The 13,883-nt window shown below is 53.7% G+C and carries 11 protein-coding genes and 1 pseudogene; 3 read left to right on the forward strand and 9 right to left on the reverse strand.

Annotation, left to right across the window (positions count from 1 at the left end; translation table 11 throughout):
• Nucleotides 1-120: pseudogene (locus LBR61_13250) on the forward strand (IS3 family transposase).
• On the opposite strand, the gene LBR61_13255 reads toward LBR61_13250, so the two are convergent.
• Nucleotides 116-1,213 (reverse strand): transposase, encoded by a 1,098-nt coding sequence (locus LBR61_13255; GenBank protein ID MDR1733047.1) that lies wholly within the window; start codon nt 1,211-1,213, stop codon nt 116-118. The pseudogene LBR61_13250 and the gene LBR61_13255 overlap by 5 nt on opposite strands.
• A gap of 966 nt (nt 1,214-2,179) precedes the next feature.
• Between LBR61_13255 and LBR61_13260 the strand changes: the two genes are divergently transcribed.
• Entirely contained in the window at nt 2,180-2,986 is an 807-nt protein-coding gene (locus tag LBR61_13260) for a MetQ/NlpA family ABC transporter substrate-binding protein (GenBank protein MDR1733048.1), read from the forward strand.
• 353 nt (nt 2,987-3,339) lie between these two features.
• A complete protein-coding gene (locus LBR61_13265) occupies nt 3,340-3,765 on the forward strand; it encodes an acyl-CoA thioesterase (protein MDR1733049.1) in 426 nt (141 codons plus the stop codon).
• A 186-nt stretch (nt 3,766-3,951) separates the two neighbouring features.
• Here LBR61_13265 and LBR61_13270 read toward each other — a convergent pair whose 3' ends face one another.
• From LBR61_13270 to LBR61_13305, 8 genes are all read right to left on the reverse strand, one after another.
• Entirely contained in the window at nt 3,952-6,438 is a 2,487-nt protein-coding gene (locus LBR61_13270) for an ATP-dependent Clp protease ATP-binding subunit (GenBank protein ID MDR1733050.1), read from the reverse strand.
• A gap of 92 nt (nt 6,439-6,530) precedes the next feature.
• On the reverse strand, nt 6,531-7,019 hold the full coding sequence (locus tag LBR61_13275; GenBank protein MDR1733051.1) for a CtsR family transcriptional regulator: 489 nt from the start codon (nt 7,017-7,019) through the stop codon (nt 6,531-6,533).
• A 174-nt stretch (nt 7,020-7,193) separates the two neighbouring features.
• Complete coding sequence (locus LBR61_13280; protein ID MDR1733052.1) at nt 7,194-8,399, reverse strand: HD domain-containing protein; 1,206 nt, start codon at nt 8,397-8,399, stop codon at nt 7,194-7,196.
• Nucleotides 8,396-9,166, reverse strand: a complete 771-nt coding sequence (gene larB, locus LBR61_13285; GenBank protein MDR1733053.1) for a nickel pincer cofactor biosynthesis protein LarB — start codon at nt 9,164-9,166, stop codon at nt 8,396-8,398. The genes LBR61_13280 and larB overlap by 4 nt, the downstream gene beginning before the upstream one ends.
• Before the next feature lie 34 nt (nt 9,167-9,200).
• Nucleotides 9,201-10,199, reverse strand: a complete 999-nt coding sequence (locus LBR61_13290; protein MDR1733054.1) for a pyridoxal-phosphate dependent enzyme — start codon at nt 10,197-10,199, stop codon at nt 9,201-9,203.
• Nucleotides 10,200-10,248: 49 nt separating this feature from the next.
• Entirely contained in the window at nt 10,249-12,087 is a 1,839-nt protein-coding gene (aspS, locus tag LBR61_13295; GenBank protein ID MDR1733055.1) for an aspartate--tRNA ligase, read from the reverse strand.
• Between the two features lie 99 nt (nt 12,088-12,186).
• Nucleotides 12,187-13,203, reverse strand: coding sequence for an AIR synthase family protein (locus tag LBR61_13300; GenBank protein MDR1733056.1), 1,017 nt, complete (start codon nt 13,201-13,203; stop codon nt 12,187-12,189).
• Nucleotides 13,204-13,208: 5 nt separating this feature from the next.
• The gene (locus tag LBR61_13305; GenBank protein MDR1733057.1) at nt 13,209-13,754 is read right to left on the reverse strand and encodes an epoxyqueuosine reductase QueH; all 546 of its coding nucleotides are present in this window, start codon (nt 13,752-13,754) and stop codon (nt 13,209-13,211) included.
• Between the last annotated feature and the right edge of the window lie 129 nt (nt 13,755-13,883).

Raw genomic sequence — 13,883 nt, forward strand, 5'->3', positions numbered from 1 at the left:
GTAGGCTTGCTGGCCAGGCGCGGCATCGAACAGAGCATGGACGGCAAGGCTCGCTGGGTGGACAACGTGCGCATAGAGCGTTGGTTCCGTACGCTGAAGACGGAATTTCTTTACCCTAAACTCCCAGAGTCATAGGTACCATAAATCCTAACAGTTCGGCGATCGCCTTCATATTCTTATTTGGTTCGCAAATGATCGTGTGATTTCCATACGACTTACTCATCAAATTGCCCATATCAACTATTGCGCGTTCGACGGTAAATTTGCCTTTTAAACGAGATTTCATTTCGAGATAGATGAGAAGCGTGATAAACGTCAACATCAAATATCCGCGAAGCGTTTCTATTTTGTGTGTTCGCAAAGGCAATAAATCAATGAACGATTTTGACACGCCAAAGAGTTTTTCCGCCGTTTGTCGGGTGTAATACATCGGAATTATCTCAGAAATCGGCACGTCTTCAGAAGAAATGAGTATAAATTTCCCTTTTTCGTTCAATGCTGTTCCCATTTCTTCATCGCTCAAACCATCTTCTTTCGCGGAAATGAGATATTTTGTGGTCTCATCGCCTTTACGGCGAATGTCGCAAATAACATAGGCAAAGCCCTTGTTCTCGTACAAATCGACTTCGACCTTCTTAACATAGAGCGCCCGCCCGCCATAAATGACGGCGTTTTTCACGCTTTCAATATCTGTATGCGTCGCAATCAAATTGTTGTACAGCTTCCTATTCGCCGGTAAACGCGTCAAAAACGAGATTTTTTCCGAGTATAACGCGCGAATATTGGCTTCGCTGTAATAACCAGCGTCAATTAAGGCATACGAAGTCTTGACGCCCATTTCGGATAGCTCCGCTATCGTGTTTTTGAGGGTGGAGACATCGACAATATTTCCGGCCATATAACGAAAATAAAGCGGCCTGCCGGTATCTTTGTCTATGACCATAAGAAGGCGCGTTTCAAGTTGCGTATCGCCGCCGTGATTGCCCCAGGCAGTCACGGGGATATCGATTTCATTCGGCATTCCCGTGCTGTCGGCAATGATTCCAACTTTATCGCCCGCAACACATTTTATATACGAGCTGAAGAAGTTTCTCCAATGCGATTCTTTGCCTAATTCTTCGAGGAAATCGCTGATCCGCTGAGATGACAATTCCGCGTCCGGGAATAGGGTGGAAATGAAATTTCCGGCGCTCCAAACCTCCGCGTATTGCATTGCGGACGACATAATCAGCTTGAAACATACCAGGCTCATCAATGTTCCGTAATTCACCGGAATATTTTTCAAAACAGCGCTGAACGGACAATTTTCCGCGACTTGCGTTATTGCGTAACTGTCGCCGAATTTTTGGATTATTTCTTTTTGTATCGGTTTAAGCGTGCCAGGCTTCTGTGTTTTTGGACGGTATTCTTTGGTTTCGAGATTTGTGATGACGCCCAGGTAAATGCTTTTTTTGCGATATTTTTTCAGATCCTTGTCCCAGTAAGAAATCATATCGTAAGCATAGTTCCTGCCGCCTATATTTTTTACTTTGACTTCTCTGCCTTGTTTTTTCATAAGCGTCTCCTTTACGGTAGTTATGTAACTTCCATAAATATACGCCATTATGAAACGAAAGTCAAGTGTTTAGGCAAGTCAATCTGACAATATGGAGGTTATTTTTCGGGAGATAGGAATTATATCAGAGTATTGATTTTGAACGGAAAACGAAGTGTCCGTGGCGCGGCTTATGGTGCTGGACGTTCCCGATTGAAAGGTTGCGGCGCGCCTGTCGTTTTCCCTGTCAGAAGATTTCAGACGAAAAACGCGCTCCGGATTGTCCTTCAGTTTTGTCCTTCAGTTTTATCCTTCTTGACATTCAAAAATATAATGCTATATTCCTGTATAATTCTTATTAAACAGCTATACAATGTTTATATTGAATTGCCGGTTTTGAAAAGGAGGTGTTCAGAGTGCGGTCGGGAATTTGTTTTTCGTGCATGTGTCGTGAGAGAAACATGGAAATGCGAGGGAGGTTCCAGGAGGCCTGTATCATGTGGCGCCGCGTACCCGGAAAAGAAGCCTGACTTCTGAAACGGCAGCGGCCTTCAATGAGACGAGCGGCCTGGAAGCTTCTGAATGGAGCTTCCATTTTTATCTGGAAACAGATTCATCACACATTTTAACGGAGGGAAATCGATTATGAAGTTTCTGAAAATAATGGTTGTGTTTTTCGCGGTATTGTTGTTTGCGGGCAGCGTCGCCGGGGCGGCGGAAAGAGTGCACCTCAGGGTCGGGATCGTGGGAGAGAGCTACGAGGTGATATGGGCCCCGGTCATCAAAAAACTGGCCGCGGAAGGCATCGATATCGAGCTCATCAACTTCGCCGACTACATGACGCCCAACGCGGCGCTGGACGCGGGAGAGCTGGACCTGAACGCCTTTCAGCATTATACGTTTTTGAACAATGAAATCAAAAATAAAGGCTATAAGATCACACCCATCGCCGATACGTTCCTCTCGGCCATGTGCCTGTATTCGAAAAAAATTAAAAGTATTAAGGATCTGAAAGAAGGCGATAAAATCGCTTTTCCCAACGAAGTCATCAATCAAGGGCGCTCTCTGACCGTTCTGCAGGGCGCGGGCCTGATTAAACTGAAACCCGACGCCGGTTTGACTCCGGACATCACGGACATCGTCGAAAATCCGCTGAAGCTCCAGTTTGTGACGGTGGATGCCGCTCAGGTCGCCTCGATATTGCCGGATGTGGCAGCCGGAGTCATCAACGGCAACTATGCCATAGACTTTGGTCTGAGCCCTCAAAAAGACTCTATTTTCTATGACGACCTGAAGTTCTATAAAGACAAGAGCTACATCAACGTCATTGCCGCGAGGACACAGGACGCCAATAAAGAAGTTTTCAAAAAGGTCGTGGCTGCGTACCAGACAGACGAGGTCAAAGAAATTTTTAAAGAATACTTCGAAGGTTCTTATCTGCCCGCCTGGTAGAGCGCTAAATCCCGCGGAGGCTTTCGCGCGTTTCGGCAGCCGCTGAAAAGTATCTTTATCGCACATTTTAACAAATAAAAATCATCTCTCTATGGGTTCTTTCCTTTCCTGCAGGCTCTGAACGGCTCACAGGTACGGGATTGAACCCATTATATTTTTAATGTTGACAGAACCCGCAAATTCACGCCATCTTCGTCATTGTCGTCATCTTCATATCCTTCCATACCCTGTCCCGCAAAAAGCCCTCATGATATAATGTAGCCCATTATGCGAATTAAATGGAGGAAATTATTGCAATGGAAGAAATACACAGAACTGTAGCTTACTCCAAGGTTCAACAAATTCAAATTGTTATGCCGCAACACAGCAACAGCGTTAACAGGCTCTTCGGAGGGCAGCTCATGGCCTGGATCGATCTTGTCGCCAGTGTCGTCGCGCTCAGGCATTGCGGAGGACATTGCACGACCGCTTCCGTGGATTATCTGAGCTTCGAGAAACCGATTTACGTAAAAGACGTTATCGTCCTCGAAGGGTGCGTCACTTACGTCGGGGGGACGTCGATGGAAATCCGGGTGGATACGTTTGTGGAGAAACCGGGGATTGTTCATGAAATGGTGAACAGGGCCTACCTCACCTTCGTGGGTTTGGACGAAAGCGGGCATCCTCTGCGCGTACCGAGGCTCGACCTGCAAACAGACGAAGAACGCAGCGAGTGGGAGAAGGGAGCAAAAAGAGCAGAAGTTCGCAGAGAGCGGCGAAAAAGCGTCATGGGACTCTGATACCGGCGTCGGGTGCGGGAGCCGATTGTGGCGTAGAGCCCGATCGATACCAATACCACTCTTAATTATGAAAAAAGAGCCTCTTCACCTTTTGAGAAGGAGAGGCTCCGCTTGAAATTTTTCCAGAGCCACGGGTCCTTTTCTGCCTGGAGCCGTTGGCTCTTTTCTGTATAAATTTTTGTCCGTCTATTCCGGCGCGACGGAAGTTTCTGCCGTATCGAAGATGATTTCGTTGTCCGCAACCCTTACCGTCACGGTCGTTCCCCTGCCGATTTTCCCGGAAAGAACGGAATCGGCCAGTTTATCCTCGATCATGGACTGGATTGCGCGTCTCAGGGGGCGAGCGCCGAATTTCGGCTGAAATCCCTTCTCCAGAATCATGGTTCGGGCCTCACGCTCCACGCCCATATCGATGCCTTTCTCCTCAAGACGCTGCTGAACGTCCGACAGCATGATCTCAATGATACGCATCAGGTTGTCACGGGACAGCGGCTTGAAAACGACCATCTCGTCGATGCGGTTCAAAAATTCAGGTCTGAAGGTGCGCTGAGCTTCATCCGTGATGACCTTCTTCAAATGCTCCCAGTCCAGCCCCTCCGAAGAATCCACGGATCCAAACCCCAGAGGATTCCCCCTGACGGCTTCCTTTGCTCCGACGTTGCTGGTCATAATCACGACCGTGTTGCGGAAATCCACCGTGCGCCCCTGCCCGTCGGTGAGATGTCCGTCCTCCAAAATTTGCAGCAGCACGTTGTAGACTTCGGGATGGGCCTTCTCGATTTCATCGAAAAGAATCACGGAATAAGGCCTTCTGCGAACCAATTCCGTCAGTTTGCCTCCCCCTTCGTGGCCCACGTAGCCGGGAGGAGCTCCCAGCAGTTTCGAAACTTCGTGCTTCTCCATGAATTCGCTCATATCAAGACGGATCATGGCGTCCTCACTGCCAAAAAGGAAACGCGCCAGAGAACGTGCAAGCTCTGTTTTGCCCACACCGGTAGGCCCCATGAACAGGAAACTGCCTATCGGACGTTTGGGGTCACGAAGACCGCTGCGCCCCCTGCGCACTGCCCGGGAAACGGCGCTGATGGCCTCGTCCTGCCCCACCAGCCGGGCGGAAAGTTCCTCTTCCATTTTCAGAAGGCGGGCGGATTCCTCTTCAGTGAGCTGGATCACGGGAACACCCGTAAGTTCCGAAACCACCGCGGCGATGTCCTCCGCCGTGACAATCACCCGTCGGGTGTTGCGACTGTCCCTCCAGGCCGTACGGGCCTGTTCCAGTTCGTCAGCAAGCGCATGTTCCTCGTCCCTCAGACTTGCCGCCCGCTCGAAATTCTGGGCGGTAACCGCCGTTTCTTTCTCTTTTCGGGTGCTTTCGAGACGACGCTCCAGCTCCCGGATGGAGTCGGGGGGATCCAACATGCGAAGCCGCGCCCGAGCTCCGGCTTCGTCAATGAGGTCGATACCTTTATCGGGTAAAAAGCGGTCCTTGATGTAACGCGCCGAAAGCTGAGCCGCCGCCGCCAGTGCGCCATCTTCGATTTCGGCCTGATGGTGGGCTTCGTAGCGGTCCCGCAATCCCTCCAGAATGAGAATGGAATCGGAAATTCCGGGTTCTTCCACCTTGACGGGCTGAAAACGCCTTTCCAGCGCCGCGTCCCGCTCGACGTACCGGCGATATTCCTCCTGAGTCGTGGCTCCAATGAGCTGAAAAGCCCCCCTTGACAGGCTGGGCTTCAGAATATTGGCGGCATCTACCGCGCCTTCGGCACTGCCGGCTCCGACGATCGTATGAACTTCGTCTACAAAAAGAATGATCTCTTTGGAATCGCTGAGTTCCTTGACGATGCGGCGCAGACGTTCCTCAAACTCTCCCCGGTACTTGGTTCCCGCCACAAGGTTTCCCGTGTTGAGCTGCACGACGCGCTTATCCCGCAGCGGCTCGGGAACGTTTCCATCCGCGATCTGCTGGGCCAGGCCCTCCACCACGGCGGTTTTCCCAACGCCGGGGTCCCCGATCAGGACGGGGTTGCACTTGGTTCTGCGACAAAGAATCTGCATCACCCGCCGTATTTCTTTGGCGCGTCCAATGACGGGGTCCAGCTCTCCGTCTCGCCCCTTCTGAGTCAGGTCGATACCCAGCTGGTCCAGCGTGGGCGTTCGAGTGCGTCCTTTTTTCTTTATGCGATCCGTGAGGGTTTCGACGTTTCCGCCTCCCACCGGCGCGGCGGTGGACCCTTCCGACATGATCGTCAGAATCTGCTTCTGCACGCTGGCCGCGTCGACCCCCATGGCCAGGAAATACTGCGTCACCATACTGCTGGTGTCCGCCAGAATTCCAAGGAGAATGTGTTCCGTCCCCACGTAGTTGATTCCCATGTTGCGGGCCTCGCGCATGGCAAGTTCCAGCGCCTTTTTCACGCGCGGACTGAGGGGCAGGTCAATGGCCTTCAGGGTGGGCTGGGAATGCCCCATGGCCTCCTCGATCTGAGCGCGGACCTCGTCGAGATTCAGTCCCATGGAGGCCAGAGCCTGCCACGCGACTCCTCCGCCTTCGTAAATGAGGCCCAAAAGGATATGTTCCGGCTCAATGACGTTGTGTCCCATCTTGAGAGCTTCGCGGTGGGCCAGTTGAATCACTTTCTTACCGCGTTCGGTGAAAAATTGCCACATGATAAAAATTCCTCTCTGCCTGACAGAAGTTTTAAGTACAATCAATCCCTGCAAATCTCTGCACTGAATGAAACATCTCTTTACACCAAAGCCCGTTATGCCAAAACCAGACTGCGGAGCATACGCTTAAGCAGGTCCGCCTGGAGAATATTGCGCTTGTGCTGCGACACGTCGAATTCCGATCGGCCAAGCTCGTCGGCGTATCTCAACGCCACCTCAATTATCAGCCGTTCCCGCGTATTTATCAAGCCTTTCTCCTGAAGCATCACCAGAAGTCTTTTACGATCTTTAAGGGAAAGGGATTCTCCGACAATATCCTCGAAATATTTCAGGCGGTCCTCCGGCTTGTCGTAGGAAAGGCGGACGATACGGATATAACCGTGCCCTCCCCGCTGACTCTCGATGAGGTAACCTCTTTCCGGCGTGAAACGGCTGCGCAGGACGTAGTTGATCTGACTGGGGACGCAGCCGAAGGACGCGGCGACATCCTTGCGCCTGAGAGAAACGATGGATCCGTTGCCCTCCACTCCAAAAAGATCGTTGATGTACTTTTCTATAACTCTCGTCAGGTTGGATACTCTCAAAATTGAACCCCCAATATGAAATGAGACAAAATTGAAGTTAAATCTCTCTTTTATCCGTTCTTTTATCCGTTTGTTCGATTGTATTCACAAGGTCAGCCTTAGTCAATGATAAAATCACTCAAAAATATTTACACAGAATATCCGTCGGCAAATTGATTTTTATTGAATTGATTTTTATTGAAAAAAATCGAAGAGACGGCCGACAGGATAGCCGCGAATGACGGTTCGGGAGAATCGCTCGCAGAGGCGGCGTTTGCCGTCTTCCAGGGATTGGGGATGTACGCCGGTGCGTATGGAGACGGAGGCCTCGATGCAGGCGGCCAGTTTGTCGCAGACCTCGATGACGTGCCCGTCCAGCGGGCTGTATTCGTCCCGGTTGAGTTCGTCCGGGATGTCTCCCCTGTGACGCTGCAGAGGATCCACGAGATCGGAGTGACGCGTTTTGTTCGTAAACTCCTCTTCCGTGTAATAGCGGAGTTCTTCGTGCCAGGATTCCGGAAGCAGAGGGTAGATGCGATCCTCCATCTCCCGCTGTTCGTAACGGCGAATCAGTCCGTCCAAACCCTCCACGGAGGCTTTGACGGGAGAAACGATGTCCCGGGTCAGCACTTCCGGCAGATCGTGGAAAAGCCCGCCGAAAAAGTTATTGCGGACACGACGGGGACAGGCTCCAATTTCCAGGGAAACCATCCAGGCGGTGATCGCTACGAAAAACAGATGCCCCAGAACCGAGGTCTGAGGGATCCGGGGCGTCTGAGCCCATCGTTTCTGAAAAGTCAGCTGTCCCACCAGCGAAATAAAACCCCACAGAGAGGAAGCTGCGGAATTCAGAAGCATTTCCCGGGCCGCGGGAATGTCGATGGCGTCGATTTGGCTTTCGATTTCCCGCCGTGTTCGATCCACTCCATACATGCCGGCGCTCCAGGGAAAGATGAAGTCGAATTCCCATTTTGTGGCCAGATAATGCGCCGCGCGCAGAACCCGCCGCTCCGGGGAAATTTCATCGCTGCCCCTGTGATAATCACGAAACCGCCGAACCAGAGATTCCGAAAGAGAACAGAGGTCCCGTTCCAGCTTCTCACAGACCCAGTCGTTGAGCTGCTGCCGCGTCTCCCGATTCTCCATCAGCCTGTGAAACACCGGAGGCCGGATGTCCGTAACGACGACCCGGTGTAAAAACTCGAAAATTCCTCCCTCAATCAGTTCAATCCAGTTCAGGAGGCGGCCCGAATCCTCCTCATGCCGGGCCAGAACCCAGGCGATAACCATCTTGTGGGCCTGTTTACCCAGTTCGGTAAATACCGAAGGGTGCGGATGATCGTTCCATCGCTCGATACTGGCGGCGGAAAAAATGTGCTCCAGAAGAGGACGAGTGATCATATTCCGCGCGCGGTATAAATTTGCCGGACAACGCTGGCGGCGCAGTAACCGGCTCCAATGCCGTTGTCGATGTTGACCACCGACACGCCCATGGCGCAGGAGTTCAGCATGGTCAGGAGCGGCGCGATTCCTCCCAGGTTGACCCCGTATCCGACGCTGGTGGGGACGGCGAGCACAGGGCAGCTCACCAGACCTCCCACCACGGTGGGCAGAGCGCCTTCCATTCCGGCGACGGCGACAATGACCCTGGAAGTCTGAAGTTCCTCCACGTGAGAGAGCAGCCGGTGCAGACCGGCGACGCCCACATCGTAGAGGCGCAGAACGTCGCAACCCATGTATTCCGCGGTCACAGAGGCCTCTTCGGCTACGGGCACGTCGCTGCTGCCCGCGGTGATCACCGTGACGCCCTTATAATGGGGACTCTCCTGCCGCCGGATTCCCGTCAGACGCGCTTTGGCGTAAAACACTGCGTCCGGCAGCACGGAGGCGATGACGCTGTGCTGAGCCACCGAGATCCGCGAAAAAAGGACGTTCTCCTTCGTGTCCTTCAGGGCGCGGGCGATGGTCACCAGCTGTTCATCGCTCTTTCCTGGGCAATAGATGATCTCCGAGAACCCCGTACGCTTCGAGCGGTTCGTGTCCAGCTTCACCTCGCCCATATCCTTAAAGGGCAGCGTTTTCATGAAGTTCATCGCGTCGTGGGTCTTCGGGTTTTCCTCGTTTCGAGATTCCGCTTCCATTTCGTTCTCCGGACGTTCATTGTCCATGCTTTCATCCCTCTCCGGCAGTCAATATCAGGGGTCAGGAATGTCGAACCGGCGCCGCAAAACGTTCTCCCTGTCCAAAAAGAGCGGGAATACCGCCGGTATGGACGACGCATACGCCTTCGTCAGGCGGCAGAATCCTGCTCCGCAACAAAGTCGCAAGCGCGGCAAAAACCTTCCCGTTATACGTATTTTCGATAAAAATTCCCTCGAGAGACGCCAGCATCCGAATCGCCTCGACAGACTCCTCCGTCGGGACGTCGTAACCGTCGCCCAAAAAATCTCCGTAAACCTGGAGCAGCCTCTCCGGGGGAACGGAAGGTTCCATTTCGAGTCTGTCCGATATTCCCTTACAAACGTCCAGAACGCAGCTCCGCAGTTTGTCGGCCTTGAACTCCACGCTGGGGCAGTGAAGGATAAAGGCCCCTCCCAAAAGGGCCGAGCCCCACAAAAGCCCCCCTTCCGTCGGTCCCATCGAACCGGCGACGACGATATGCCTGATGTCGAGGTCCATTTGCCAGGCCTGGGCATGAAGCTCCAGAGCGGCTTCCACGTATCCCAGGGCGCCGGGAATCGTCAAACCGGCGATATACGGCCTTCTCCCTTTTTTCTTCAGTTCTTCGGCATAGCTCCGCGTCAGCGCCGAACGCTCCTCTTCCGTCACTTTGCCGAGACACAGGCACTTCGCGCCGGTGAGAGAGACGAGTAAATAATTGGCGTTCAAATCGGGAAGTTCATCGGTTCCATACAATACGTGGCATTCAATTCCAATTTTGGCGCAGGCGGACGCCACCAGCCGGCTCCGACTGGAGAAGGGCCCGCCGGCAGTCACGACGACGTCCGCTTTTTGCGCGAGAGCTTCACCCAGCCAGAATTCGATATTCCGGACCTTGTTACCTCCAAGCCCAAGGGACATGACATCGTCGCGTTTGATGTAAAGATGCTCATGTCCGCAGGCTTTGCCAAAACGCGTCAGGCGTTCGAGAGGCGTAGGTCCGTCGATCAGGCGTATACGCGGAATTCCTGAAAAAAGCACGGCAGCAGATTCTCCTTCGACAGCGATTTTTCCGTATCAGATTTCCTCATCAGATTTCCTCGTCCGGAGGAAGACACTGAATCTTCAGCTCCTGGAGACGGGCTTCCTCTACGGTGTCAGGAGCCTGAGACAGCAGGCACTGAGCTTTCTGGGTCTTTGGAAAAGCCATGACGTCGCGGATGGACTGTCCGGCGCAGAGCAGCATGGCCAGCCTGTCCACGCCCAGCGCGATGCCGCCATGGGGAGGCGTGCCGTAGGAAAGGGCGTCCAGGAAAAATCCAAACCGCCGCCGCGCCTCTTCCGGCGAAATGCCGAGGCAGGAAAACGCCCGGGCCTGCACATTCGGGTCGTGAATTCGAATGGATCCCCCTCCCACTTCGTTGCCATTCAAAACGCAGTCGTAAGCGCGCGCCAGAACTTTGCCCGGTTCGGTCTCCATCAGGGGAAGCTGCTCCAGAACCGGAGAGGTGAAGGGATGGTGGACCGCCGCCCAGCGTTTTTCTTCCTCGTCCCACTCAAAAAGCGGGAAATGCGTCACCCACAGGAATTTCCAGGACTTTTCCTCCACCAGACCCCGGGATTTTGCCAGTTCGAGACGCAGATTTCCCAGAATCGTACAGGCTTTCAGCCGGGAAGCGTCGGCCAGCACAAAGAGCGCGTCTCCATCCTTCAGGCCGGAGACCTCCCTGAGACGGGCAAGATCCTCCTGGCTCATGAATTTTACCAGAGGCCCTTTTATCTCTCCGTCCCTGAACTGGAAGGCCGCCAATCCGGAAGCGCCGAGTTTCTTCGCCTTTTCCTCGATTTCCGTCAGCTCTCTGCGGGAGAGAGAGGCCCCGTTCGGAAGAGGAAGCCCTCGGACAACGCCCTCCTTCGCCAAAATGTCGCGAAACGCCTCGAAGGCTCCGTTTTCGTAGACGGGCTTCAGGTCCAGCAGTTTTACAGGAATGCGGAGGTCCGGTTTGTCGCTGCCGTAAAGATCCATGGCCTCCCAGTATTTCATGCGGAGGAAGGGCGTGGGAATATCCAGATTCAGAATGTTTTTGAAAAGGCCCTTCATGTAGACTTCAATCAACGTCATGACGTCATCTTCCGTGATATAGCTCATTTCCACGTCGATTTGGGTGAACTCCGGCTGGCGGTCGGCGCGCAGGTCCTCGTCGCGGAAGCATTTGACGATCTGAAAATAACGGTCAAAACCGCTGACCATCAAAATTTGTTTGAACAACTGAGGAGACTGGGGCAAAGCGTAAAACGTCCCAAGGCTGACCCGACTGGGAACCAGGTAATCCCGTGCGCCTTCGGGAGTCGCTTTTGTCAGCATCGGCGTTTCGATTTCGATGAACCCGCTGTCGGTGAAATAGTTTCGCGTAAAAGTATAGAGACGGCTGCGGGTGCGCAGGTTATGCTGCATGCGTTCCCGGCGCATGTCCAGGTAGCGATAGGTCAGACGCAGATTTTCGTCCACCCTGTCCGTTCCCTCGCCCACCTCGAAGGGAAGAGGCAGCGACGGGGCCAGCAGCAGAAAATCCTCCGCGACAATTTCGACGCGACCCGTTTTCAGAGCGGGGTTGTCCGTTCCCTCCGGACGTTTTGTCACCTTTCCCCGCACCGCGATGCAATACTCGCTTCTCAGGTCTCCCGCGCGGCGGTGCACGTCCCCGCTTTCCGGGTTGAAAACCACCTGAACGGGACCCGTGTAGTCCCACAGCTCTATAAAAACAATCCCGCCCAGGTCCCGTCTGCGTCGAACCCAACCGTTGACGCGCACGTCCCTCCCGATCAGATCTTCGCCGACCTCGCCGCACAGACCGGAACGCTTCCAGTATTCATTGAAAAAAACGGGCCTTTCCGTTTCTCCCGTCATTCCCGCACTGACGCCGCTCATCAAAAATTCCTCCGTCCAAAACAAATATCGCACAAATGACAAAACCACACCCGAAAATCAAAAGCAAAAGAAGCTCTTCAGCATTTTCACAATCGTTTATTATAACAAAGGTTTTGCCAGAATACTCCACAGTTCCTCATGAGCGTCAGACAGCCTCTTCAACTCCCGCCTCCGGCCCGCCGCCTCGAAGCGACCAATGAGGCTCGCCTCGATTCCCTCTCCGGACAGCCTCGACAGAGCTTCCCTTGCGTTGTCCGGCGGCAGCACGGCCAGTAAAACGCCCGAAGAAATCAGGTGCAGCGGGTCGAAACCGATTTTTTCGGCCGCGCAAAGCGTCAAAGGGGAAACGGGAATATCCTCCACATTTAAATCCAGCGCCAGGCCGCAGGCGCCCTGAACCTCCAGAAGCCCTCCCGCCAGGCCGCCCTCCGTGGGGTCGTGCATGTAACGGACCAGGTCCCGAAGAAGACGCGCTTCTTTCAAAATCGAGAGATCCTTCTGCCAGGAACGAACCTCCTCCAGCTCCTTTTCATTCAAAAAAGAGAGCAGATCCGGCCGGTCATGGGCCAGAATCGACATTCCCTCCAGACCCACGTGTTTCGTGACGAGAACGACGTCGCCATTCTGTATCCGGCTGGCCCGCAGATCGTACCGGGAAGGGCCCATCATGGTCCCTGTCATCACCGGTCGTTCATAGCGGTCCGTCAGCTCCGTGTGTCCGCCCACCACAGCGATGCCCAGCTCTTCGCAGACTCCATGAATTTCCTCCATGGTGCTGTGAATGTACGCCAGACCATTTTCGGTCGGAACGATCAAAGTGACGATGAACCAGGCGGGATCTCCGCCCTTGCAGGCGATGTCGTTGGCGTTGATGTGAACCAGAAGGCGTCCCGCCCCATCCGTGGCCCCCACGACGGGATCGGAGGAAGCGACCAGGTATGAAGCGTCATTCCAGCGAATCACGGCTGCGTCTTCTCCAAGACCCGGGCCCACCAGAACTTCCTCCCGCCGCGCCCCAAAATAACGCAGAACGTGATTTTTCAGAACTTCCGGCGGCAACTTCCCCGGCCCCGGCGTCGATTTCCGCTCCGAAGCGGGTTCGTCACGGTCTGTCATCCCACTCACTCACCTTTCGGCATCGAATAAATACACCCGCAATAATGCTGGCGGTAAAGCCCCAATTCTCTGCTGATCGTCAGAGAACGCAAAAATCCATCGTTCTTCCGCCATATGCGCCCCTGCCAGAGCAGCCCGCAGGAAGCGGCAATTTTCTCACCCAGACGGGAAATCAGCGCCACGTCCTTATGAGGGCTGATCGTCAACGTCGTTCCAAGGTGCGTGGCGCCCAGACTCCGACCTTCCCCCGCGGCGGCCCGAAGCTGCAGAGCGAAACACAGAGCGCAGCGTTTTCCCCTCTCCGGCTCCTTCGCCAGATGCGACGTCCGAGCCAGCCATGTCGCAGGCTCCCAGGATGCGATATGAACGGGAATATTCTCATGTTCCGACAAAAATTTCAACGTGTCCGCGCGCAAAAGATATTCCTTCCATGGATGAATATTCGAGCCATAGAAAAAACCGGTAATCTCATCCCAGTTCTCGGTTTTCAGATCCCGGAAGGGCACTGTGGCATCCGGCGCGCAGCAAATATGAAGCAACAAACGTCTTATTTCTTATTCCTCCCCGTCCCAGTTGCACTGCCACTCATTATACAGACCTCCGGCCTCGCTCCGGAACGGGAAGATCGGCAAAAATATAAAAATCACCCTTTTTCAGAAAGCCAAACTTCCGCCTGTAAG

Source organism: Synergistaceae bacterium (assembly GCA_031272035.1).
GTDB lineage: Bacteria > Synergistota > Synergistia > Synergistales > Aminobacteriaceae > JAISSA01.